Raw genomic sequence first — 24,107 nt, 5'->3', positions numbered from 1 at the left:
AGCGCGGGGAATCGATCCGCGCAAGCAAAAACGGGAGAGACTGATCATGCGCACGACTTTGGCGGCCGCGCTTCTGGCCACGACGATGAGCTTGCCGCTGGCGCAGGTCGTGGCGCAGCCGGCGACATCCGCATCGCCCGCCCCAGCCGCCAAACCACCCGCCAATGCGCCCTATCGCAACGCCAGCTTGCCGGTCGATGCGCGCGTCGCCGATTTGCTCGCGCGCATGACGCTCGAGGAAAAGGTCGCGCAAATCATCACCCTCTGGGACAGCAAGGCCGACGTCCAGAACGCCGACACGACATGGAATGCGGCCAAGGCGTCGCAGAAATTCCCCGACGGGCTGGGCCAGATCGCGCGGCCCTCCGACCGCAGCGGCCCGAGCAGCCCGCGTACCAACAAATTGCGTTCGATCGCCGAAAGCGTCGACTATGTGAACGCGGTGCAGACCTGGGCGACCAAGAACACGCGCCTCGGCATCCCCGTCCTCTTCCACGAGGAAGCGCTGCACGGTCTAGCTGCACGCGACGCGACCAGCTTCCCGCAATCGATCGCCATGGCGTCGACCTTCGACCCCGACCTGATCCGCGACGTCAACAGCGTCATCGCGCGCGAGGTCCGCGCGCGCGGCGTGCCCTATGTGCTCTCGCCCGTCGTCGATGTCGCGCGCGACCCGCGCTGGGGCCGGATCGAGGAGACGTTTGGCGAGGATCCCTATCTGGTCAGCGAAATGGGCGTCGCCGCGGTCGAAGGCCTGCAGGGCAAGGGGCGTCCCGGCCCGCTCGCGCCGGGCAAGGTGTTCGCTACGCTGAAGCATATGACCGGCCACGGCCAGCCCGAAAGCGGCACCAACGTCGGCCCCGCGCCGATCGCCGAACGCACGCTGCGCGAGGATTTCTTCCCGCCGTTCGAGGCGGTGGTTAAGCGCACCGGGATCGAGGCGGTGATGGCGAGCTATAACGAGATCGACGGGGTGCCGAGCCACGTCAACAAATGGCTGCTCGGCGACGTTCTGCGCGGCGAATGGGGATTCGAGGGCGCGGTGGTCAGCGACTATTATGCGATCGACGATCTGGTCAAGCTGCACAAGATCGCCCCCGACCTCGCCGACGCCGCGCGCCAGGCGCTGGCGGCAGGCGTCGACAGCGACCTGCCCAACGGCGCGGCGTTCAAGACGCTGGTCGACTCGGTGCGCGCCGGCAAGGTCAAGGAAGCCGACATCGACGCCGCGGTGACGCGGATGCTGCGGATCAAATTCCTCGCCGGGCTGTTCGAAAATCCCTTCGCGCGGCTCAAGGATACGGCGGTGACCAACAATGCGGAGGCGATCGCGCTGGCGCGGCGCACCGCCGAAAAATCGCTGGTGCTCCTCAAGAACGACGGCGTGCTGCCGCTCGCGCTGCCCGCCGCCGGCGCGGCCAAGCCGAAGATCGCGGTGATCGGCCCCAACGCCGCGGTGGCGCGGCTCGGCGGCTATTACGGCATCCCGCCGAAGACCGTATCGCCGCTCGACGGGATCAAGGCGCTCGTCGGCGACAAGGCGACGGTCGTCTACAGCGAAGGCGTCAAGATCACCGAGAATGACGACTGGTGGGCCGACGAGGTTCAGCTCGCCGATCCCGCCGCAAACCGTCAGCGCATCGCGGAGGCGGTCGAGGCGGCGCGCGGCGCCGACCATATCCTGCTCTTCATCGGCGACACCGAACAGACCAGCCGCGAAGGCTGGGCCGACACGCACTTGGGCGACCGGTCGGACATCGACATCGTCGGCGAGCAGGAGGAATTGCTCGACGCGCTGAAGGCGCTCGGCAAGCCGGTCGTCGTCATACTCGTCAACGGCCGCCCGCCCTCCTATCCGGGCGTCGTCGCCAAGGCCGATGCGATCCTCGAGACCTGGTACGGCGGCGAGCAGCAGGGGCATGCGATCGCCGACGCCTTGTTCGGGCGGGTCAATCCGGGCGGCAAATTGCCCGTCACCGTCGCGCGCAACGTCGGTCAGCTGCCCTTTTTCTACAACCACAAGCCGACGGCGCGGCGCGGCTATCTGTTCGATGACAAGGCGCCGCTGTTCCCGTTCGGCTATGGGCTCAGCTACAGCACATTCACCATCGGCGCCCCGCGCCTGTCGGCGGCGTCGATCGCCGCGGGCCAGCCGGTGTCGGTGACGGTCGATGTCGCCAACACGGGCGCGCGCGCCGGCGACGAAGTGGTGCAGGTCTATGTCCGCGACAGCGTCAGCTCGGTCACCCGCCCGGTCAAGGAATTGAAAGGCTTTCAGCGCATCACGCTCAAACCCGGCGAGACTAAGCCGGTGACGATCACGCTGACCCCCGCGGCCTTCCAGATGTGGAATGCCGAGATGAAGCGCGTCATCGAACCCGGCGAGTTCGAGATCCTCGTCGGCCCCAATTCGGCCGAGCTGCAGAGCGCCAAGCTGGTGATCACCCCATGAGCGACATCGCGTTCAGCCGGCGCGAGGCGCTTGCCGGTCTCTCGGCGCTGTCGCTCACCGCCTGCGCGGGCACCGCCGCCCCGGCGGCCTCGTCGCCCGCGCCGGGCGAGGGCCTACACGCGATCGCGCAGCGCAAGGGGCTGCGCTTCGGCTCGGCGATCGCCTATGGCGCCGAAGGATCGGACAGCGGCTCGATCGGCAATCCCGAGTATCGTCGGATCATCGAGCGCGAATGCGGGCTCGTCGTCGCCGAGAATGAGATGAAGTGGCAGGCGATCCGGCCCGGTCCCGACCAATATAATTTCGCCGCCTTCGACGCGATCGTCCGCTACGCCAAGGCGAAGGGGCTCGACATTCGCGGCCACACCCTGTTGTGGCACCGTCCGAAATGGCTGCCCGAATGGGTCAACACTTACGACTATGGCGCGCGGCCCGCGACCGAGGCGGCGCGGCTGATCACCAGCCATATCGAGACGGTGACGCGGCGCTATCGCGGCGTCATCCACAGCTATGACGTCGTCAACGAATTGTTCGACGACCAGACCGGCGCCTTCGTCGACACCTCGCTATCAAAGGCGATGGGCAGCCACGAGGCGGTCGTCGATCTCGCCTTCCACACGGCGCGGGCCGAACTGCCGGGCGCCGAGCTCGTCTATAACGACTATATGAGCTGGGAGCCCGGCCATGCGAACCACCGCGCCGGGGTGCTCCGCCTGCTCGAGGGGTTTCGGAGGCGCGGGGTGCCGTGCGACGCGCTCGGCATTCAGTCGCACATCGAAATGCGCACGATCGACCGCAAGACGGGTATCGGCCCCTATGACCTCAAGGAATGGCGCGCCTTTTGCGACGACGTCACCGGCATGGGCTACCGGCTGCTGCTGACCGAATTCGACGTCAAGGACAATGGCCTGCCCGCCGATTATGCGGCGCGCGACGCCGGGGTCGCCAACTACACGCGCGCCTATATGGAGGTGATGCTCGCCTATCCGCAGCTGCGCGATATCCTCGCCTGGGGCATGGTCGACAAATATAGCTGGCTGCAGGGCTTCGCGCCGCGCGCCGACGGCCTGCCGCAGCGCTGTTGCCCCTATGGCGACGATTATCGCCCGCACCCGATGCGCGCCGCGCTGGCCGAGCTGTTCGCGGGCGCCGCGCCGCGCGCTTGACCGCGCGGCGATCGCGGCGAAGGACGGGCGGATGACGACCGCGCCCGATTGCCGTCCCGCCGACACGGCGGTCATCGACGTCCTCGCGATCGGCGCCGAGCGATCGCCGCTGATCCGCATCGACGGCGCGACGACCGACCCGCAGGCGCTGGTCGATTTCGCCTGCGATGCGGTCGCCTTTGCGCCCGTTGCGGGCAATCTCTATCCGGGGCTGCGCGCGCCGATGCCGCTCGATTATGTCCGCGCGATGGCGACGCGGCTCGATCCACTCGTGCGCCGTGTCTATGCGCTTGGCGACGTCCGGCTGGCGCGCGCCGAATGTTTCTTCTCGATCGTCGCGACCCCGGCGGCCGCGCTCGTTCCGCTCCAGACCGTGCCGCATATCGACACCAGCGATCCGCTGCATTTCGCCACGGTCCATTATCTCTGCCCGCCGCATTTCGGCGGCACCGCCTTTTTCCGGCAGCTTTCGACAGGCTATGAGGCGATCTCGCCCGACCGCGAACCGGCATGGGATCGCGCCCGCGACGCAGCGCTCGCGGAGCATCCCCACGCCGCCTATCCGTCGCCCGACACCGCCGATCATGCCCGGATCGCCGCGATACCGGCGGCGTTCGACCGGCTGATCCTCTATCGCAGCAACGCCCTCCATGCGGGCATCATCGACCCGGCCGTCGCCCATCCCGCCGATCCACGCACCGGGCGCCTGACCGCGACGATGTTCCTCGCCTATCGCCCCGCACACGCGTGACCGGTTTCGGGCGAAAGGGGACGTTCTTAATCCTCCCCGCTCGCGGGGAGGGGGACCGCCGCCGCAGGCGGTGGTGGAGGGGGCTCTCGGCCTGACGCCTCGCTCAAGGACGAGAGCCCCCTCCGTCAGCGCTTCGCGCTGCCACCTCCCCACAAGTGGGGAGGATCGTCTCGTTTCCACCCCCAAGCCCCGCAAGCGCCGCGAGCTTGCAATCGATCTAGCCGCCATAAAGAAGGGCCGCCGCTTCTTGCAAAGCGGCGGCCCCAGTAAGGAGGCGGGATGCACTCCTAAAAGGTGAAGCGCGCCAGGACCGTGAAGCGGCGATCGCTGATATACCATTGGCGCGGCACATATTGGATCTCGCCCGCGCCGTTGAGCACCGCGGCTTCGGTCTTGGTCTGCGAGTTCAGGATATTCACCGCCTGGATGCCCAGCTTGAAATTGTCGGTGACGCTGACCGTCGCCGACGCGTCGAGCTGGCCATAGGCGCGCTGGAAGATCGGATCGAACGGCGTGATCACGTCGCGGATCGTCAGCAGATAGCGCGAGCGCCAATTGTACGAGGCGCGCAGCGACAACGGCCCGATGTCGATGAACGGGGTGAAGTTGATCGTGTGCTTCGACAGCCCCTGGAGCGGGAAGGCGTCGCCGGCGATCGCCGACTGCCGCCCCGCCGCGACGTCCGGGTCGGTCGCCGACAAGGTCGTCTGCGGCACACCCGACGATTTGACATAGGTGTAGGTCGCCTGGACGCCGAGCCCCGACAGCGGTCCCGGCAGGAAGTCGAACACCTGCTGGTACGACACCTCGGCGCCCGTGACCTTGCCCGTGTCCTCCGAATTGACCGCCGTCGTCAGCACGACGGGGAAGGTCGCGCCATTGTTGGTGAGGTCGGTCGAAATCGTCGCGTTGGTCACCACATTGTGCAGCCGCTTATGGAACAGCGACAGGGTGATCTGTCCCACCTTGCTGAAATAATATTCGGCGGTGAGATCGAAATTGTCCGACGTCGTGGGCAACAGATTCGGATTGCCGGCGGTGACCGTCGACTGGATGCGGAAGCTGCCCGGGATCGCCGCCCCGCTACTGTCGACATTCTGCTCGGCGGACAGGCCGGTCACGTTGAAATAATTGCGCGAGAAGCCAAAAGGCGGCGCGAAGACGCCCTTGAAATAGCCCGCGCGGAACTGCAGCCCGCCGCCGACCTCGAGCTTCAGGTTCACGCTTGGCAGGAAATAATCATAGGTGGTCTTGGCGTCGATCGGCAGCAGCGCGCCGTTCAGATAGTCGCGCGCCTGCTGGCGCACCGCCGGGGTAAAGGTACAGAAACCCGTCGCCGGCTGGCCGGCGTTTGCGGCGTCGATACATGCCTGTTCGGTCGTGATCGAGGTCGGGTTGTTGGCGAATTGCTGGAAGCCCTGCGACGTGCGCTTGGTGCGCGTGTAGCGCAGCCCGACATTGCCGGTCAGCCGCGCTCCGCCCCCGAACTCGGTATCGAACTTGACCATCCCGTACAGCGCGAAATTCTTGTTCTGCTGCGGGTTGATCTCGCCCGGCTGGAACGGCGTCCCGGCGACGTTGCCGCAGCGGTCGGCGAGCGAATTCCAGCCCGCGTTGATCGTCCGGCCGTCGACGCCGCACGTCGTCGTCCCCTGCCACTCGCGCGCAATGGCGTTGGCATAGGCGATATAGGCGGCGCGGTCCTTGACGGTGTCGCCCGCGTAGAAAAGGCGGCCCTGGCCCGCGATCGGATTGTTCGCGGCGCCGCGGAAGAAATTGGGATAATAGACCTGCTCATATCCCTGCGGCGGGGTGCCGCCATTGCCGCCGACCACGCCGTCGACATTGTCGTCGAACCAGACCGGCCCGCCATTGCCCCATTGCTCGCTGAGCACGCCCCAATTGTAGATCGAGAAGCGCGCCGTCTGCTCGGTGTCGGCATAGCGTCCGCCGACCTGCACGGACTTCAGGAAGCCGCTGTCGGGGAAGGACAGTTCGGCATCGACGCGGAAGGCGTCTTCGCTGCCTTCGCTCGCCTCGAGATGGTCCATCGCGGCGCGGTAAAAGCTGTTGAACGGATCGGTGAAGCTCTGATGGTTGGCGCCGAAATAGGATGGATGATCGTCGTCGTCGAAGCCGATCGTGCCGCCGGTCGATCCTTCCGGCCCCGGACAGGCCGGATTGATGCAGGTCTGCGGCGGCAGGAACTGCACCAGCGGCAGGCCCTTGCCGTTCAGCGTGATGGCCGCATCCTGATAGGACGATCCCCACAGCGTGTTGTCCTCGACGTCGCTCTTCGAATCGACGTGCTGATAATCGAAATTCAGCGCGAAATTCTCGGTCGGGGTCCAGCGCAGATTGGCCGAATAGTCGGTGGTCTTGATCCGCTCATAATGGTCGCGCCGGATATTGTTCGATTGCAGCCCCAGCACCGGCGTGCGCACATCGTCGGTCTGCTGGTCGGCGCGCCAGCCGGTCGGGCCGGTGATCACGCCATTTTCGAACACGCCGCTGTCATCGAAGTCGAGCGAGGTGCCCGCGACGGCGCGCGAGTCCCCGTTGTTCGACACATTGTCGGTGGCGATTTCGATCGTATTCTCGCTCCACGCCTGGCGCGCGTCGGACCGCAGGAACTGGAAGGTCGCGGCCAGCGTGCCGTCGTTGCTTTCCCACTGCAACGCGCCCGAATAGCCGTAGCGCTCGCGGTTGAAATTCTGGCGGCCAAGCACGGCGCCGCGCGGGAACAGCACCGACGGCCCCGCAGTCGCGCCGGCAAAGGGCACCACATCGGTGCGTGTCCCGTCCGAATAGCTGGTCCGCGGGCGGAAGCTGGAGATGCCGATGCGGTCGGCCTGCGAATAGAGCTGCGAATAGGAGGCGCTGGCCAGAATGCCGATCTCGCCGATCCCGGTCGACCAGCGGTTGCTGATCAGCGCCGAAAAGGTCGGCGCCGATTTCTTGACGAAATCGCCATAGTTGATCTCGGCCGAACCGGCGATCAGCAGGCCCGTCTGGTCGAAGGGCAGGCGCGTACGCAGGTTGACGATGCCGCCGATGCCGCCTTCGATCAGGTCCGCCGACGGCGTCTTGTAGACATCGACGCCCGCGAGCAGTTCCGACGGCACGTCGGCAAAGCTCAGCCCCGAGCCGTTGCCCGCGCTGAACGCATCGCGGCCGTTGAAGCGCGACCCGACATAGCTGAGACCGCGGATCGTGACGCCCGATCCTTCGACCGAGAAGTGATCGGGATCGACGCCCGCGGAAAAGCGGTTGATGGTGACGCCCGGGATGCGCTGCAGCGCTTCGGTGACCGAGCGGTCGGGCAGCGCGCCGATGTCCTCGGCGGTGATCGAGTCGATGACGGTGTCCGCATTTTCCTTGCGGCCCTGCGCGCTCTGCAACGCGGCGCGGAAGCCGGTCACGACGATCGCATCGTCGGCGGCTGGCTCGGCGACTTCGCCGTCCTGGGCAAAAACCGGGGTAGCGATTATCGTGGCGGCGACAAGTGCCAGCGTCGAAGCGCTCAGGCGGAGCCGTGGTGCACCTTGATTCGAGAGCCAAGCTTCACGAGAAAATATCGTTGCAACAGGCATTTAAACCCCTCCCATGTGATGGGCCTTTCCGGCCTCATATGGTTGCAGACCCCAAAAGGTAGCGCTACCATTCGTCTGTCATATGGCATACACCGGGTTTCGACAAGCAGTGATTTGCGTTAGGGATCAATGACGGCGATCGGGTGTGACAAAAATGCCGACGCCGGAGGGGGAGTGTGATGGAAACGAACCGAATTCAGTCGATTGTCATCGTCGGCGGCGGCACCGCGGGCTGGATGACGGCAGCCGCCCTCGCCCGCATCCTGGGCCCCGACTATGCGCGCATCACCCTGGTGGAATCGGATGAGATCGGCACCGTCGGCGTCGGCGAGGCGACGATCCCGCAGATCAACATCTTCAACCGTATGCTGGGCATCGACGAGGACGATTTCGTCCGCCGCACCAAGGGCAGCTTCAAGCTCGGGATCGAGTTCGTCGACTGGGGCGGGATCGGCCAGCGCTATTTCCACCCCTTCGGCAACATCGGCGTCGATATGAGCGGCGTGTCCTTCCACGCTTTCTGGCAACGGCTGCGCGGCGAACCCGAGTTCGCCGACGTCGAGGATTATTCGGTGATGGCGAAGGCCGCCCGCCACGGCAAGTTCATGCGCCCCACGACCGCGCCGGGCTCGCTGCTGTCGTCGATCGCCTACGCCTTTCATTTCGACGCCGGCCTTTACGCGCTCTATCTGCGAGAGCTGGCCGAGGCCAACGGCGTGCGCCGCGTCGAGGGCAAGATCACCGACGTCGCGCGCAATGGAGAAACCGGCCATATCGAACATGTCACGATGGCGGACGGGCGCGTCGTCGGCGGACAGCTGTTCATCGATTGCTCGGGGTTCGGCGGCCTGCTCATCGGGCGGGCGCTCGGCGTCCCCTATATCGACTGGTCGGCCTATCTGCCGTGCAACCGCGCGGTGGCGGTGCCGTGCGAGCATGGCGGTGACTTCACGCCCTATACGCGCTCGACCGCGCGGTCGGCGGGCTGGCAATGGCGCATCCCGCTCCAGCACCGCATCGGCAACGGCCATGTCTACTGCAGCGACCATATCAGCGACGACGAGGCGGCGGCGGTGCTGCTCGCCAACCTCGACGGCAAGCCGCTCGCCGATCCGCGCTTCCTGAAGTTCACCACCGGCCACCGCGCGCGTTTCTGGGACAAGAATTGCGTGGCGATCGGCCTGTCGGCAGGCTTCATGGAGCCGCTCGAATCGACCAGCATCTGGATGATCCAGACAGGAATCGCGCGCCTGCTGTCGAACTTCCCCGACACCGGCTTCGAGCCCGCCAGCATCGACCGTTACAACCGGCTGATGGTCGAGGAGAGCGAGCTGGTGCGTGATTTCCTGGTGCTCCATTATCATGTGACGACGCGCGACGATTCCGACTTCTGGACCTATTGCCGCACGATGCCGATCCCCGACCGACTCGCCGAAAAGATCCGCGTGTTCCAGAGCAGCGGCCGCGCCTTTCGCGAGCATGAGGAATTGTTCAACGACACCAGCTGGTTCGCGGTGATGGAGGGCCAGCGGCTCGGTGCGCGCCGGTTCGACCCGGTCGCCGAACTGATGCCGATCGAACAGACGCGCGACCGGCTGCGCCAGATCAAGGCCGCGGTCACCGCGTCGGTCGACCATATGCCGCTCCACCGCGACTATATCCGCGAGCATTGCGCCGCCTGATCCCGGCCGCGAAAAAGGGGGCCGGTCGCCCGGCCCCCTTCGACAGGCTTCGCTGGGACGCGCTCAGCCGGTCATGGCTTCGAGTTCCTTGCCCTTGGTCTCGACGATGAAGCGCTTGACCAGGAAGAAGCTGATCACCGCACAGACCGCGTAGAAGCTGTAGCTGACCGCGAGGCCCAGCCCGACCGCCATGATCGGGAAGGTGAAGGAGATGAGGAAGTTCGCGAACCACTGGAAAAATCCGCAGATCGCCAGCGCCGATCCGCGGATCTGGTTCGGGAACATCTCGCCCAGCATCACCCACATGATCGGGCCCCAGCTCAGGTTGAAGAAGATCACGTACAGATTGGCGGCAATCAGCGCGAGCGTGCCCAGCGACGACGATAATTGCAGCTGTCCGTCGGCGTCGAGCGTGCCATTGGCAAAGGCATAGACGAGCGCGAACAGCGTCGCCGCCATCCCCGCCGACCCGATCAGCAGCAGCGGCTTGCGCCCGATCCGGTCGACCAGCAGGATCGTACCGAAACAGGCGGCGATCGAGACGACCCCCGACACGATGTTGATCTGCAGCGACTGGTCCTCGGTAAAACCCGCCAGCTGCCACAGCGTCGCGCCATAATAGAAGATCACGTTGATCCCGACGAGCTGCTGGAACACCGCGAGCAGGAGGCCGGCCCAGACGATCGGGCGCACCCCGCCCTTCACCGGATCGAAGATGTCCGACAGCCGCGGGCGATGATCGGCGTTGAAGCTCGCCTTGATCTCTTCGACCTTGGTCGCTGCTTCCTCGGCGCCGAACAATTTGGTCAGCACCCGGCCGGCTTCGTCGATCCGCCCCTTCGACACCAGGTAGCGCGGGCTTTCGGGGATGAAGAGCAGCGCGATCAGAAACACCGCCGCGGGGACCGCCTGCATCAGATACATCCAGCGCCATGCCTCGATCCCCGCCCAATAGGGCGCGGTCGAGGTGCCGGCGCTCGCGGCGAGGAAATAGTTGACGACGAAGGCGGCGGTCAGCCCGGTGATGATCATGATCTGCTGCACCGTCGTCATGCGGCCGCGGATGTGCGCGGGGGCGACTTCGGAGATATAGGCGGGCGACAGCACGCTCGCGGCGCCGACCGCCATCCCGCCCATGATCCGGGCGACGACGAACAGCGCCTGGACATGGGCAAAGCCCTGGATCAGCGCGCCGACGAGGAACAATATCGCCGACAGGATCATGACGTTGCGCCGCCCGATCGCATCGGCGAGCGTACCGGCCAGAAAGGCGCCGATGAAGCAGCCGATAAGGAGCGATCCGACCGTAAAACCCAGCCCCGCCTCGCCCAGCGTGAAGGCCGTCCGCAAGCCGTCCTGCGTCCCGTTCACCGCCCCGCTGTCATAGCCGAACAGCAAACCGCCGATCGTGGCGACCGCGACGATCGCAAAAATGAGCGCCAGATTGGTCTGGCTTCCCGACGTGGTGTTCATGCGCTCTCCCAAGCTCCGTTATGGTAGCGCTATCATGATTGGATGTGATGGGTAGCGCAAGCCCCTTCATCGCCAGCGGGCCGAGTGGCGGTTTCGCAAGATGGGCGCCGGGACAAGGCCTTCACCCGACCTCCCGCCACTCCCCCAATCCCAGATCGCCGATCTCCCACCCCCCGATCCGCCAGCGGACCAGCCGCAGCGTCGGATAGCCGACCGCGGCGGTCATCCGCCGCACCTGGCGGTTGCGGCCTTCGGTGATGATGAGTTCGATCCAGCTATCCGCCACGCTCTTGCGGTAGCGCACCGGCGGGTCGCGATCCCACAGCTCGGGCGGGTCGATGCGGCGCACGGTCGCGGGGCGCGTCGGACCGTCGTTCAGCATGACGCCGCGGCGCAGCGCCTCCAGCGCGGCGTCATCGGGCTCGCCCTCGACCTGCGCCAGATAGGTTTTGGGCGTCTTGTGCTTCGGCGACGATATCCGCGCCTGCAGCGCGCCGTCGTCAGTCAGGATCATCAGCCCTTCACTATCCCGATCCAGCCGCCCGGCGGGATAGACGTCCGGCACGTCGATATAGTCGGACAGCGTCGCGCGCGGGCCGTCCGGGCTCGCGGTCATGCTCTTGTCGGTGAATTGCGACAGCACGCCAAAGGGCTTGTTGAACAGGATCTGGCGGCTCACGGCGCATCCTCTCGATCAAGACCGACCCTTGCTCGATTGTGTATCCCCGCGAAGGCGGGGATCCATCTCCTGCCGGTGCGATTGTGCACCATCCGGTGATGGCCCCCGCCTTCGCGGGGGCACACGGCATCTTTTTGGAAGTTACGCCGCCTCTTTTTTTCGCGACGCCTTCTTCCGCTCGTGCGGGTCGAGCAGCGCCTTGCGGATGCGGATATTCTTCGGGGTCACTTCGACCATTTCATCATCGTCGATATACGCAATCGCCTGTTCGAGCGTCATGCGGCGCGGCGGGGTCAGGCGGATCGCATCGTCCTTGCCCGTAGACCGGAAGTTCGTGAGCTGCTTCGACTTCATCGGATTGACTTCCAGGTCGTCGGGCTTGGCGTTCTCGCCGATGATCATGCCCTCGTAAAGCGCTTCGCCGGGCGAGACGAACAGGATGCCGCGCTCTTCGAGCGGGCCGAGCGCATAGGCGACGGCTTCGCCATTGCCGTTCGAGATCAGGACGCCGTTCTTGCGGCCCTCGATCACGCCCTTGTACGGGCCGTATTTCTCGAACAGGCGGTTCATGATCCCGGTGCCGCGCGTGTCGGACAGGAATTCGCCATGATAGCCGATCAGGCCGCGCGACGGGCCGCTGAAGGTGATGCGCGTCTTGCCGCCGCCCGACGGGCGCATGTCGGTGAGGTCGGCCTTGCGGATCTGCATCTTCTCGACGACCGTGCCCGAATGTTCGTCGTCGACGTCGATGACGACGGTCTCATAGGGTTCGGTGCGCTTGCCATTTTCGTCTTCGCCGTACAGCACCTTGGGGCGGCTGATGCCGAGCTCGAAGCCTTCGCGGCGCATCGTCTCGATCAGCACGCCAAGCTGAAGCTCGCCGCGGCCGGCGACGTCGAAGCTGTCCTTGTCGGCGCTTTCGGTGATGCGGATCGCGACATTGGTTTCGGCTTCGCGCAGCAGGCGGTCGCGGATCATGCGGCTCGTCACCTTGCTGCCCTCGCGGCCCGCCATCGGGCTGTCGTTCACGGCAAAGCGCATCGACAGCGTCGGCGGATCGATCGGCTGCGCGGCGATCGGCTCGCTGACGCTGGTGTCGGCGATGGTGTTCGCGACGGTCGCATTGGTCAGGCCCGCGATCGCGACGATATCGCCCGCGCGCGCTTCCTCGACCGGCACGCGGTCGAGCCCGCGGAACGCGAGCAGCTTCGAGGCGCGGCCGGTCTCGATGACCTTGCCGTCCATGTCGAGCGCGTGGATCGGCTGGTTGACCTTGACCGTGCCCGACTGGACGCGGCCGGTGAGGATGCGGCCGATGAAATTGTCGCGGTCGAGCAGCGTCGCGAGGAAGGTGAAGGGCGCGTCTTCATCGAGGCCCGGGGTCGGCACATGGCTGACGATCGTCTTGAACAGCGGCTCGAGCGTGCCTTCGCGCGCGTCGGGGCTTTCCGAGGCATAGCCGCCGCGGCCCGAGGCATAAAGGATCGGGAAATCAAGCTGCTCGTCATTGGCTTCGAGCGCCAGGAACAGCTCGAATACTTCGTCGAGCACTTCCGAAGCGCGCGCGTCGCTGCGGTCGATCTTGTTGACGACGACGATGGGCTTGAGACCCAGCGCGAGCGCCTTGCCGGTGACGAATTTGGTCTGCGGCATCGGCCCTTCGGCCGCGTCGACGAGCAGGATGACGCCGTCGACCATGCTCAGGATGCGCTCGACCTCGCCGCCGAAGTCGGCGTGTCCGGGGGTATCGACGATGTTGATGCGCGTCTGCTCGGCGCCCTCACCCCATTCGACCGAGGTGCACTTCGCGAGGATGGTGATCCCGCGTTCCTTTTCCAGATCGTTCGAATCCATCGCGCGCTCTTCGATACGCTGGTTGTCGCGGAAGGTGCCCGACTGACGGAACAGCTGGTCGACGAGAGTGGTTTTTCCATGATCGACGTGGGCGATAATGGCGATATTGCGCAGAGACATGCGGAAACGGACCTTGATGGAAGGGGGCAGCACGCAGAGCGCCGCGAAACGCCGCGCCCCTAACAGAAGCGGTGCTGCATCGCAACAAAATTGCCGACGCGTCTAGAGCATCGCCGCCAGCCGATCGATCTGGCGCGCCGCGACGTTCGCCGCGCGGACGAGGTTCGCGTGGAAATCGCCGGCGCTCTCGCCGTTCGCCTCGTCGGTCACCGCCTTGATCGCGGCCCAGGGCTTGCCGAGCCGCGCCGCGACCTGCGCGAGCGCACCGACTTCCATGTCGACGAGCGTTGCGCCGAGATTGCTCTTCAGATCGGCCGCGGCGTCGGGGCAGGCGACGAAACTGTCGCCGCTCGCTATCCGCGCGTGCGGCAGCCCGAGGCCCGGGTCCGCCATCGCCGTGAAATGCGCCTCCCCGGCCGCGCCGATCGGCCAGTCGCCGGCGCGATAGCGGCGAAACCGGCCGGGCTCGTTCGCGCCATAGTCATGCTGCACCGCCTCGGCGAGCCAATAGGCGCCGGGCGCAGCGCCCAGCGATCCGCAGGTGCCGCTCATCAGCAGCACCTCGGCTTCGCCGCCGAACATCCCGGCGCAGAGCGCGGCATTGACCTTGCCGAGGCCGCAGGTCGCGATGGTCAGGGCATGGCGGCCGATCGCCAGTCGGCGCACGGCAAAGGAACCGCCCTCGCGCGCGCCTTGGCCGGGAAACAGTGCATCGCCCTCTTCGGGCAGCGCGGCGAGGATCAGGATGTCGGCCATGGCGGGTGTGTAATCCCGTTTCCGCTCGTGTCGAGCGAAGTCGAGACACCCATCGACCTTGCGATCTGTGCGCGGGGCATCTCGGCGTCGCTCGATGCGAACGGATGGGGAGGCTTGCCAACCCCGCAGCATGCCGCCATCGCTCGGGGCAATGTTCGCCCGCATCTTTCCCGATCGCTTCGTTCCCGTGCTGCTCGCGACGATCCTGGTCGCCAGCCTGCTCCCGGTGCGCGGCGCGGCGGTGCCGGTGGCGCAAGGCGTTTCCACCGCGGCGATCGTCTTTCTCTTCTTCCTGAACGGCGTCCGCCTGCCGCGCGACGAAGTGCTGCACGGCATCCTGGGGTGGAAGCTGCAGGGCGGCGCGCTCGCCTTCTGCTTCGGCGCCATGGCGCTGCTCGGGCTCGGCGCGCAGGCCGCGACCGCGCCTTTCCTTCCCGCGACGCTCGCGCTCGGCTTTCTCTTTCTCGGCATCCTGCCATCGACCGTGCAGTCGGCGACCGCCGCATCGAGTCTCGCCGGCGGCAATGTCGCGGCGAGCGTGGTTGCGGCCGCCCTCCTCAACCTGATCGGCGTTGCCGCCTCGCCCCTGCTCTTTGCCGCGCTTGCGGGCGCCGAAGGCGAAATTCATGGGCAAGCGATATTGCGCATCGTCTCGATCCTGCTCCTGCCCTTCATCGCCGGTCAGCTCGTCCAGCGCTGGCTGCGGCCCTGGGTTCTCGCCCACCGCGGCCTTGCGACCGCCATGGATCGCACTGCGATCGCCATCGCGGTCTATGTGGCCTTCTCGGCGGCGGTCGTCGCGGGCATCTGGGGCCTGCTCGACGGTCGCGAGATCGGGATCGTGTTCGCGGCGGTCGCGATGTTGCTCGCGCTATCCTTCGGCGGCGCCTGGATATTGGGCGGACTGCTCCACCTGACCCGCCCCGACCGGATCACCCTCCTCTTCTCGGGCGCGCAAAAGAGCATCGCGGTCGGCGCGCCGCTGGCCGCGACGCTGTTCCCGCCCGCGACCGCCGGCATGGTGCTGGTCCCGATCCTCGTCTATCATATGGCGCAGCTGATAATCTCGGCCTGGATCGCGCCGGGGCTCGCACGCCACGCCGAGGTGTAGTGCTTGAACAACACAGGTTCGCATGCCATATAGCGATTGGCATTGGGGTTGGAAGGAAATGGAATGAGCGAAGAGACCGTGACGGCCACCGCTACCGAGGAACTGACGCTGACGCCGCCCGAACCTGTGCCCGCCGTGACCCCCGAGAAAGCCGCGGGGCTGGTGCCCTTGTCGACCGACCAGAAATCGAAGCTGGAGGAACGCGTCGACAGCTTCATCGACGACCTCGTCGCGCAGGACGAGAATTCGCCCGAATTCGGCAAGCGCGTCGACCAGATCACCAATATGGGCCGCAAGGAAATGCTGGAGGCGGCGAGCCACAGCAACCGTTTCCTCGACCGCCCGATCCGCGCGATGGATCGCGACACCGACATCGGCCAGAGCCTCATCGAACTGCGCACCACGGTCGAACGGCTCGACCCGTCGGCGAACGGCAAGCTGCTCAGCAAACGCGGATTTTTCGACAAGATCTTCGGCAGCAAGATCAACAATTATTTCGCGCAGTATCGCAGCGCCCAGACGCACATCGGCGGCATCCTGACCGCCTTGTCGAACGGCAAGGACGAGCTGCTGATGGACAATGCCGCCATCGACGTCGAGCGCCGCAAGATGTGGGAATCGATGGGCAAGCTCGAGCAGATGATCCACATCTCGAATACCCTCGACGCGCGGCTCGAGGCGAAAGCGACCGAACTCGACGGCGTCGATCCCGCCAAGGCCAAGGTGATCCGCGAAAATGCCCTCTTCTACGCCCGCCAGCGGACGCAGGACCTGCTGACCCAGATGGCGGTGACGGTGCAGGGCTATCTCGCGCTCGATCTCGTCAAGAAGAACAATGTCGAGCTGGTGAAGGGCGTCGACCGCGCCTCCACCACCACCGTCGGCGCGCTCAAGACCGCGATCACCGTTGCGCAGGCGATGACAAACCAGAAGCTCGTCCTCGAACAGATCACCGCGCTCAACACCACGACCGCGAACATCATCGACGGCACGTCGAAGATGCTGAAGGACAATAGCGCGCGCATCCACGAGCAGGCGGCGTCGAGCACCATCCCGATGGAGACGCTGCAGCGCGCCTTCCAGAATATCTACGACACGATGGACGCGATCGACACCTTCAAGATCAAGGCGCTCGACACGATGAAGACGACCGTGACCACGCTCGAGGGCGAGGTCGCCAAGTCGAAGGGCTATATCGCGCGCGCCGAAGGGGCGAGCCAGGCGCAAGCGAGCGTCGGCGGTGCCGACAGCCCGCTCGCCGCGCTCGAAGGCTGAGGCGGATCATGACGATGAGCGAAGTCGACCAGATCCGGATTTCGGCCGCGTCGGCGATCGAACGGTCGCGCGAGCGGCGGCGTCCGATCGGCACCAAGAGCGTCGCGCTGCGCCGCCAGCACCTCTACAAAAAGCTCGGCCGCGTCCTCGTCGCGGGCGGGATCGTGCTGATCGGCGCCGCGCTGTTCGGCGCGCTGATCCAGCCTTTGGGCTTCATCGGCCTCCTCGCGCTGTTCGTGCTGCTGATCGGCGTCGCGGTGCTGTTCGGCCGCTCGCCCTTCCCCGAGCCGCGCCAGCAGGATCTGCCCAAGGCCGACCTCAAGCAGCTCGCCGGCCGCACCGAAATCTGGCTCGAGGCGCAGCGCCCGGCGCTTCCCGCGCCTGCACGCCAGCTCGTCGACGGCATCGGCGTCCAGCTCGACCTGCTCGCGCCGCAGCTCCAGACGCTCGATGCGTCGAGCCCGGCGGCGGCGAACATCCGCAAACTCGTCGGCGAAGACCTGCCCGAACTCGTCGCGGGCTATCAGCGCATTCCTGCCGGGCTGCGCAAGGAAGCCCACGCCGGCCGCACCCCCGACGAAACGCTCGTCGGCGGCCTCACGATGCTCGAACGCGAGATCGGCGACGCCGCGCGCAGCCTGGCCGCAGGCGAACTCGACAAGCTGGCGACGCGCGAACGTTACCTCCAGCTCAAATATCAGGGCCTCGAGGGCGAGGAGCCGCTGCAGGGCGACCGGCCCTAGGGTCAGGACCCTAGCACCCGCTTGCCAAGCGTGCCCCCCACCGCCACAAGACGTCGATGTTCGATCAACTGCTCGCGTCCGAAAATGTCGTCTTCAGCGCCGCGCTGCTGTTGATGCTGCTGATCGGCGCGGTGCAGGCGACGGGGCTGTTCGGCGACATCGACGGCATGGATATCGATGCCGACGGCGACGCGGGCGTTGCCGATGCGCTGCTTGCCTGGGCCGGCATCGGGCGCGTCCCCTTCCTGATGTGGCTCGTGCTGTTCCTCGCCCTGTTCGGCGCTCTCGGGCTCGGGCTCCAGCAGCTGGTGACCGGCCTTACCGGTGGCCCCGGATCGAACCTGCTGATGGTCCCGCTTGCCGCCGTCGCCGCCCTGCCGCCGACCGGCGTTGCGGCGCGCCTCGTCGGGCGGATTTTTCCGAGCCTGGAGACCACCGCGATCGACCGCGACGAGTTGATCGGTCTCTATGCCGAAATCAGCATCGGCACCGCGCGCGAAGGCCATCCGGCGCGCGCCACGGTGACCGATCACCACGGACAAATGCACCAGATCATGGTCGAACCCGACAGTCCCGATCAGTCTTTCCAGACCGGCGAAAAACTATTGCTGGTCAAACGCGAAGGCGAATTGTTCAAGGGCTATTCGAAGGGCGATTTCTATTTACCGCGGCTCGACTGATCCTAATATCCCCGCCTGGGCGTTCCATTTCTGGAAGCGCGAATCGGGGGTTACACAGGGTCCATGATCGAAATCGCTATTTACGCCGGGATCGGCTTTGCAGTCCTGCTCATTCTGGGGCTCATCATCACGCGGCTCTATCGCCGCGCGACCAAGGAAATCGCCTTCGTCCGCACCGGCTTTCGCGGCGAGCGCGTCGTGATGAACGGCGGCGCGCTGGTGCTGCCGGTGCTGCACGAGACGATGCCGGTCAACATGAACACCGTCCGGCTTGCGGTCGAGCGCAAGAATACCGACGCGCTGATCACGCTCGACCGGCTGCGCATCGACGTGAAGGCCGAATTTTATGTCCGCGTCCGTCCCGATGGCGGCGCCATCGCCATGGCGGCGCAGACCTTGGGCCTGCGCACGATGAACCCCGAGGCGCTGAAGGATCTGGTCGAGGGCAAGTTCGTCGACGCGCTGCGCTCGGTCGCCGCGGGCATGACGATGAACCAGCTGCACGAACAGCGCGCAGACTTTGTCCAGAAGGTGCAGCAGGTCAGCTCGAACGACCTCGCGATGAACGGCCTCGAGCTCGAATCGGTGTCGCTGACCGGCCTCGACCAGACCTCGATCGAACATTTCAACGCCAATAACGCGTTCGATGCCGAGGGCCTGACCAAGCTCACCGAGCAGATCGAGCTGCGCAAGAAAGCGCGCAACGACATCGAACAGGATACCCGCGTCCAGATCGAGACGAAGAATCTCGAAGCCGACAAGCGCAGCTTCGAAATCTCGCGCGACAACGAGTTCGCGAAGCTGAGCCAGGAACGCGAGATCGAGATCCGCCGTGCCGAACAGGCCGCCGAGGTCGCGCGCGAACAGGCGCAGCGCAGTCAGGAGGCGGAAAACGCGCGCATCCAGGCCAAGCAGCTGGTCGATGCCAAGCAGATCGAGGCCGACCGCGCCATCGAGGAAGCGCGCATCGCGCAGGAACAGGCGATCGAGCTTGCGCGGCAGGAGCAGCAGATCCTGATCCAGAACAAGAGCCGCGAGGAAAGCCAGGCGCGCGGCGAAGCCGACGCAGCGCGCGCCGTCGCCGTGGCGGCCGAGGAGCAGGTCTCGACCGCGCGCGAAACCGAGATCGCCGAGCGCTCGAAGCGCATCGAGCTGATCGAAGCCGCAAAAGAAGCCGAGCGGCAGGCGATTTCGGTCAAGGTGCAGGCCGAGGCCGAGAAGGAAGCCGCCGCGAACCGCGCCGCTGCGCTGCGGCTCGAGGCTGAGGGCGAAGCCGAGGCCGAGAAGCTGCGCGCCGAGGCCGCGCGCGTGCGCTTCGAGGTCGAGGCAGCGGGCCAGCGCGCGATCAACGAGGCCGCCAACATCCTCTCGTCCAGCCAGATTTCGCTCCAGACCAAGATGGCGCTGCTGAAGGTGCTGCCGGAAGTCGTCCGGGAAGCTGCAAAGCCGATGGAAGCGATCGATTCGATCAAGATCGTCCAGGTCGACGGGCTCGGCCAGCAGGGCGGCGGCGCGGGCGCTGGCGGCGGCGATGCGGGCGGCGGCAACCTAGCCAACAGCGCGGTATCGGCGGCGCTCGCCTATCGCGCGCAGGCGCCGGTGATCGACAGCCTGATGAAGGAACTGGGCTTTGACGGCGGCTCGCTCGACGCGCTGGTCAAGGGCGCCGCGGCCGCGCCCGTCCCGGCCGACATCCCCGTCGCCGAAAAGCCGAGCCGCCGCCGCGCGATCCCGGCGACCGAAGAGGGCGACGACGCCTGAGCCTGCCTATAGCCGCCGCAGCCGCTGCGTCCCCGCGAACCACAGCGCGAGGATCAGCAGCAGCGGCGGCGCAAGGCCCCAGTGCGCGGGCCCCGCGAGCGGCGCGAGCAGCTCGGACGACGACAGCAGCCACAGCGCCGCGAGCAGCGCGCCGATCGCCAGCGCCTCGAAACCGAAACTCTTCCAGAAGCGGCGCTCGGCGCGCATCAGCGCGGCCTCGGCCTCGATCCGATGGTCAACGCGCGACAGAAAGGCCCGGTCGCCCGGCCGCTCGGGCGGCGCCAGCAGCGCGCCCAGCATCGCGTCGAGATTGTCGTCGGACTGCGTCATGACCCGCCTCCTTCGCCGATCATCTTCTGCGCCTTCGCGCGCCCGCGCAAGACCAGCGATTTGAGCGTGCCGAGCGGCACCCCCATGATCGCCGCCGCCTCGCCGTGCGACCAGCCATGGCCGAAGCAGAGCGTGAGCGCAGCGCGCTCCTGCGGCGTGAGTCCGGCAAGCAGCCGCTCGGCATCGAGCGCGGCGTCGCTCGCAGGCCGCGGATCGCTCGACGTCGGGCTATCCTCGTTCGCCGCCAGCCCCTCGCGTCGCCGCGCGGTGCGCCGCTGGTCGAGGAACAATCGCCAGCCGATCCCGGCAAGCCAGGCGGCATAGCTACCCTGCCCGCGATAATCGCCCGCGCGCTGCCAGGCGCGAACGAACGCCTCCTGCGCCAGGTCGTCGCCGTCGCTGCCCGCGACGCGCGACAAAAAGGCGCGCAGCCGCCCCTCGTGCCGCAGCACGAGGAGCTGGAAGGCGGCGCGATCTCCCCCGGCAACGCGCTGGTTGAGGAGAAGGTCCTCGTCGTCACGCAGCGTTATGCTCCCCGCCCGCCGCGGCGCGCGCGATGCGGCGGCGATAGAGCAGCGCGCCGCCGACGAAGGCGGGGAACAGCGCGGCGCCGGCCGACAGGCGGATCAGCTGCTCATGCCCCTGGATCAGCCCGAAGCCCGCCATCGCCAGTCCGATCGCGATCAGCACGAGACCGTTGCGATCGTCGCCCGGCGCATCGCCCTGCCGCGTGCCAAAGCCCAGATGCTCATAGGGCTTGTTGAGCTTGTCGATCATCGGCAGCGCCGCGTCGGACTTGGCCTCGAGCGCGCGGCGGATCGAGCGGTGCAGCATCCACGCGTGGAGCAGCCGGGCGAGCAGGAAAAAGCCGATCACGAACAGCGCGACCATGGTGATATTTTCCATGAGGCGGAAGAAGCTGTCGCTGACCGCGACCAGCTCGGTGGTCGGCGGCGGCGGCGGCATGAACGACGCGATATCGCGCGGATCGATATAGGCCGCGACATCGGCGGGGCTGATCGCCTGACCCGGTTCGACAGGGACGGTGACCGTCGTCACCGGCGCCGCAGCGGCGGGCGCGGCAGCCGCGGCAGCGGTCGCGGCAAGCAAATAGGTCATGTTCTTCCTCCCTTCATGCCGGACGGCATGGTGAAACCACAGGCGGCGACCCCCGGCAAGGCGCATCGTCGGCCCCAAACGGGGAAAGGGACGAGGATGCGCGCGGAGTCGCCGCCGGACCGGCGCAAGCGCCGATCACAGACTAGACGGCGCCAGCGGTGCCGGTGGATGCAGGGGGGCGAGAAATTTTCCGGTCGGGAGGGCCTAGAGCCCCTCGCCGCCCGTCCAGTGCGCGTTGACCAGGCGCCGCGCGAGTGCGCTCACCTGGATGCGGATGTCGGGCACCGCGACGACCTCCCACAGGTCGCCGCGCGTCATCGGCCCGATCGCCAGGATATGCTCCGACGGCTGGCCCTTCGCGTCGACGACATGCCCGTCGCGGTCGATGTCGAGGCCCAGCCGCAGAGCGTCGGGCCGGATGCGTTTGGCGCTCAGCATCCGCTTCACCAGCGGATCGGTCGAGCGCAGCAGGTCGCCCTGCGGCCCGGTGCAATTGATCATCCGCGCCGCGCGCGTGACGACCGGTTCGTCGCCGCCGCGCGGACGCCACGAGACGGCAAGCGCATCGGGCTCGACGGCCACATCGGCGATCTTGCCGGCGCGAAAATCGAGCTGCCCCGATGCCACGAGGGCGTCGATCCGGTCGGCGACCTCGGGCGCGAGCCGGTGGCGATGCACGTCCCAGAAAGGCCGCAGATGGCGCAGGAAGCGCGCGCGCTTTTCGGCATCGGCGGACGCCCACATCATCTGCGTGATCGGGCGGATCGAATCGACGACCAGCCGCCAATCCCGGACTCGCGATTCGGCGCGCCCCCACGCGACCAGTTCGGACAATTCGGGTGCCGGCTTGGCGAGGATCGGCTTCGGGCGAAGGCCGTCGATATGGCGGTGCGGGCGAAGACCGCGGCGCGACAGCGCGGTGATCGGCCCTTCATGGCCATGCGTCACCAGCCGCAATATCACGTCGACCGCCGTCAGCCCGGTGCCGATTACCAGCACCGGCGCGTCCTTCTCCAGCCCCTCCTCAAAGGCGCTGGCCCAGGGATCGCCGATGTAGCGGTGCGACGGCAGGTGCGCGCCCGCGATCGCGGGCGGATCGTGCGGCGGCAGATTGCCGATCGCCAGCACCGCGCGGTCGGCCTCGATCAGCCCGCCGTTGACCAGGCCGAGCGTCACCTGCCCGCCGCGCTCCGCAATATCGAGCACTTCGTCATCGACCAGCTTCAGGCGCCGGCCATATTTTTCCATCGCGCCCGCCAGCGCCTCGCGCAGGTAGCGGCCATAGGTCGCGCGCGTCACGAACGCCGCATCGCAGCCGAGCCCGCGCGCCGCCAGCCAGTCGCAGAAATGATCGGGCTTGTCGGCAAAGGCGCTCATATTGCCCGCGCGAACGTTGAGCAGGTGCGCGCTTTCGCTGCTGCTGTACGCGACCCCGGCGCCCATGCGCTGGCGGTCGCGCTCGATCAGCAGCACCTCGACATCGGCCTGCTCGAGCAAATTCAGCGCCAGCATCGTCCCCGAAAAGCCCGCACCGACGATCGCGACGCGCGTCGCCGTGCGAAAGCGCGGCCGCGGCGAGAGGAGCTGGGTGGCGACGAAGGTCATCGGGTGACGATATCGCCCGACACGGTCACGCGTTCGAGCGCGCGATATTCGGGCCAATAGTCGCCCACCGCATAATGCTGGGTCGAGCGATTGTCCCAGATGCCGATCGCGTTCGGGGTCCAGCGAAAACGCACCTGATATTCGGGCACCTTGATCCGGTCGAACAGCAAGCGCAGCAGGCTGTCGCTCTCTTCCTCGGGCAGGCCCAGGATGCGCGTCGTGAAGGTGTAATTGACGTAGAGAACCTTCTCGCCCGTCTCGGGATGCGTGCGCACGACCGGGTGGCGCACCGGCGGGAAGTCGCGCGCGAGCTGCGCCTTCTTTTCCTCGCTCACCAGCCCGCCGAAGCTGCGGACGATGTCATGCTCGGCCTCCAGCCCCTCAATCCGGTCCTTAACCGCCTGCGGCAGCCCGGCATAAGCCGCGGCCGCGTCGGCCCACATCGTATCGCCGCCCAGCGGCGGCAGGTGGCGGGCGCGCAGGATCGATGCGATCGACGGCCGCTCGCGGAAGGTCACGTCGGTGTGCCATTTGTTATAGGCCTGAAAAGCGCCCAGCGTGTCGCCGGTCAGCTGAACGCCCTCGACGCCCTCGATGCGCAAAATCTCCGGATAGCCCTCGACCGAGGGGATGACCGGATGGCCTTCGAGTTCGCCGAAAAAGCGGCCGAGCCGGACGTGGCTTTCGTGGCTGATGTCCTGATCGCGAAAGAAGACGACCTTGAAACGCAGCCAGGCCGCGCGCAGCAGCTCGCCCTCCTCGGGCGTCAACGGCCGGTCGAGATCGAGCCCGCTGATTTCCGCGCCGATGGTCGGTGTCGCCGGCAGGATGACGACGCCGAGCGCGCGCGCGGCGTCAAAAATGTCGGGGCTCTGGGCAAGGCTGGCCATCCACTCTCTCCTTGGGACGATCGGCGGGTGATTCGGTCGGCGGGCTATCCGTCCCGCAGCGGGCAAG

General features: G+C 66.7%; 19 protein-coding genes. 9 read left to right on the top strand and 10 right to left on the bottom strand.

Features of this window, described 5'->3' with window-relative positions; genetic code table 11:
• Positions 1 to 46: 46 nt before the first annotated feature.
• Genes ATE67_RS07345 through ATE67_RS07335 form a run of 3 tightly spaced genes read left to right on the top strand, consistent with a single transcriptional unit; the run spans position 47 to position 4,369 of the window.
• Entirely contained in the window at positions 47 to 2,452 is a 2,406-nt protein-coding gene (locus ATE67_RS07345) for a glycoside hydrolase family 3 N-terminal domain-containing protein (RefSeq protein ID WP_197411899.1), read from the top strand.
• Positions 2,449 to 3,618 carry an endo-1,4-beta-xylanase gene (locus ATE67_RS07340; RefSeq protein ID WP_082660252.1) on the top strand — a complete coding sequence of 390 codons (1,170 nt, stop codon included), beginning with the start codon at positions 2,449 to 2,451 and terminating at the stop codon, positions 3,616 to 3,618. Before ATE67_RS07345 ends, ATE67_RS07340 begins: the two co-directional genes overlap by 4 nt.
• A gap of 31 nt (positions 3,619 to 3,649) precedes the next feature.
• The gene (locus ATE67_RS07335) at positions 3,650 to 4,369 is read left to right on the top strand and encodes a DUF6445 family protein (RefSeq protein ID WP_156416938.1); all 720 of its coding nucleotides are present in this window, start codon (positions 3,650 to 3,652) and stop codon (positions 4,367 to 4,369) included.
• Between the two features lie 287 nt (positions 4,370 to 4,656).
• Here the strand turns inward: ATE67_RS07335 and ATE67_RS07330 are convergent, their stop codons facing one another.
• A complete protein-coding gene (locus tag ATE67_RS07330) occupies positions 4,657 to 7,962 on the bottom strand; it encodes a TonB-dependent receptor (protein WP_058816079.1) in 3,306 nt (1,101 codons plus the stop codon).
• A 179-nt stretch (positions 7,963 to 8,141) separates the two neighbouring features.
• On the opposite strand from ATE67_RS07330, the gene ATE67_RS07325 reads away from it, so the two are divergent.
• The gene (locus tag ATE67_RS07325; RefSeq protein ID WP_058816078.1) at positions 8,142 to 9,644 is read left to right on the top strand and encodes a tryptophan halogenase family protein; all 1,503 of its coding nucleotides are present in this window, start codon (positions 8,142 to 8,144) and stop codon (positions 9,642 to 9,644) included.
• A 63-nt stretch (positions 9,645 to 9,707) separates the two neighbouring features.
• Here the strand turns inward: ATE67_RS07325 and ATE67_RS07320 are convergent, their stop codons facing one another.
• From ATE67_RS07320 to ATE67_RS07305, 4 genes are all read right to left on the bottom strand, one after another.
• Entirely contained in the window at positions 9,708 to 11,117 is a 1,410-nt protein-coding gene (locus ATE67_RS07320) for a sugar porter family MFS transporter (RefSeq protein WP_058816077.1), read from the bottom strand.
• Between the two features lie 121 nt (positions 11,118 to 11,238).
• Positions 11,239 to 11,796, bottom strand: a complete 558-nt coding sequence (locus tag ATE67_RS07315; protein WP_058816076.1) for a pseudouridine synthase — start codon at positions 11,794 to 11,796, stop codon at positions 11,239 to 11,241.
• Positions 11,797 to 11,937: 141 nt separating this feature from the next.
• Positions 11,938 to 13,770, bottom strand: a complete 1,833-nt coding sequence (gene typA, locus ATE67_RS07310; protein ID WP_058816401.1) for a translational GTPase TypA — start codon at positions 13,768 to 13,770, stop codon at positions 11,938 to 11,940.
• A 102-nt stretch (positions 13,771 to 13,872) separates the two neighbouring features.
• Positions 13,873 to 14,526 carry a 5'-methylthioadenosine/S-adenosylhomocysteine nucleosidase family protein gene (locus ATE67_RS07305; protein WP_058816075.1) on the bottom strand — a complete coding sequence of 218 codons (654 nt, stop codon included), beginning with the start codon at positions 14,524 to 14,526 and terminating at the stop codon, positions 13,873 to 13,875.
• 151 nt (positions 14,527 to 14,677) lie between these two features.
• Between ATE67_RS07305 and ATE67_RS07300 the strand changes: the two genes are divergently transcribed.
• The 5 genes from ATE67_RS07300 (at position 14,678) to ATE67_RS07280 (ending at position 20,096) form a co-directional block, all read left to right on the top strand.
• The gene (locus tag ATE67_RS07300) at positions 14,678 to 15,637 is read left to right on the top strand and encodes a bile acid:sodium symporter family protein (protein WP_058816400.1); all 960 of its coding nucleotides are present in this window, start codon (positions 14,678 to 14,680) and stop codon (positions 15,635 to 15,637) included.
• Positions 15,638 to 15,700: 63 nt separating this feature from the next.
• The gene (locus ATE67_RS07295) at positions 15,701 to 16,912 is read left to right on the top strand and encodes a toxic anion resistance protein (protein ID WP_058816074.1); all 1,212 of its coding nucleotides are present in this window, start codon (positions 15,701 to 15,703) and stop codon (positions 16,910 to 16,912) included.
• Positions 16,913 to 16,920: 8 nt separating this feature from the next.
• On the top strand, positions 16,921 to 17,655 hold the full coding sequence (locus ATE67_RS07290; protein WP_058816073.1) for a hypothetical protein: 735 nt from the start codon (positions 16,921 to 16,923) through the stop codon (positions 17,653 to 17,655).
• Positions 17,656 to 17,711: 56 nt separating this feature from the next.
• Positions 17,712 to 18,335, top strand: a complete 624-nt coding sequence (locus tag ATE67_RS07285) for a YqiJ family protein (protein ID WP_058816072.1) — start codon at positions 17,712 to 17,714, stop codon at positions 18,333 to 18,335.
• Positions 18,336 to 18,398: 63 nt separating this feature from the next.
• Positions 18,399 to 20,096: a flotillin family protein gene (locus ATE67_RS07280; protein ID WP_058816071.1), complete on the top strand. Its 1,698-nt coding sequence runs from the start codon at positions 18,399 to 18,401 to the stop codon at positions 20,094 to 20,096.
• Between the two features lie 6 nt (positions 20,097 to 20,102).
• Here the strand turns inward: ATE67_RS07280 and ATE67_RS07275 are convergent, their stop codons facing one another.
• From ATE67_RS07275 to ATE67_RS07255, 5 genes are all read right to left on the bottom strand, one after another.
• Positions 20,103 to 20,426, bottom strand: coding sequence for a hypothetical protein (locus ATE67_RS07275; protein WP_058816070.1), 324 nt, complete (start codon positions 20,424 to 20,426; stop codon positions 20,103 to 20,105).
• Positions 20,423 to 20,950: an RNA polymerase sigma factor gene (locus ATE67_RS07270; protein ID WP_269433444.1), complete on the bottom strand. Its 528-nt coding sequence runs from the start codon at positions 20,948 to 20,950 to the stop codon at positions 20,423 to 20,425. The genes ATE67_RS07275 and ATE67_RS07270 overlap by 4 nt, the downstream gene beginning before the upstream one ends.
• The gene (locus tag ATE67_RS07265; protein ID WP_058816068.1) at positions 20,943 to 21,545 is read right to left on the bottom strand and encodes a hypothetical protein; all 603 of its coding nucleotides are present in this window, start codon (positions 21,543 to 21,545) and stop codon (positions 20,943 to 20,945) included. Before ATE67_RS07265 ends, ATE67_RS07270 begins: the two co-directional genes overlap by 8 nt.
• A 204-nt stretch (positions 21,546 to 21,749) precedes the next feature.
• Positions 21,750 to 23,150 (bottom strand): FAD/NAD(P)-binding protein, encoded by a 1,401-nt coding sequence (locus ATE67_RS07260; protein WP_058816067.1) that lies wholly within the window; start codon positions 23,148 to 23,150, stop codon positions 21,750 to 21,752.
• On the bottom strand, positions 23,147 to 24,040 hold the full coding sequence (locus tag ATE67_RS07255; RefSeq protein WP_058816066.1) for a TauD/TfdA dioxygenase family protein: 894 nt from the start codon (positions 24,038 to 24,040) through the stop codon (positions 23,147 to 23,149). Before ATE67_RS07255 ends, ATE67_RS07260 begins: the two co-directional genes overlap by 4 nt.
• Positions 24,041 to 24,107 lie beyond the last annotated feature (67 nt).

This window comes from Sphingopyxis sp. H050 (assembly GCF_001468265.1).
GTDB lineage: Bacteria > Pseudomonadota > Alphaproteobacteria > Sphingomonadales > Sphingomonadaceae > Sphingopyxis.
This window is presented reverse-complemented; position numbering and strand designations above follow the sequence as displayed.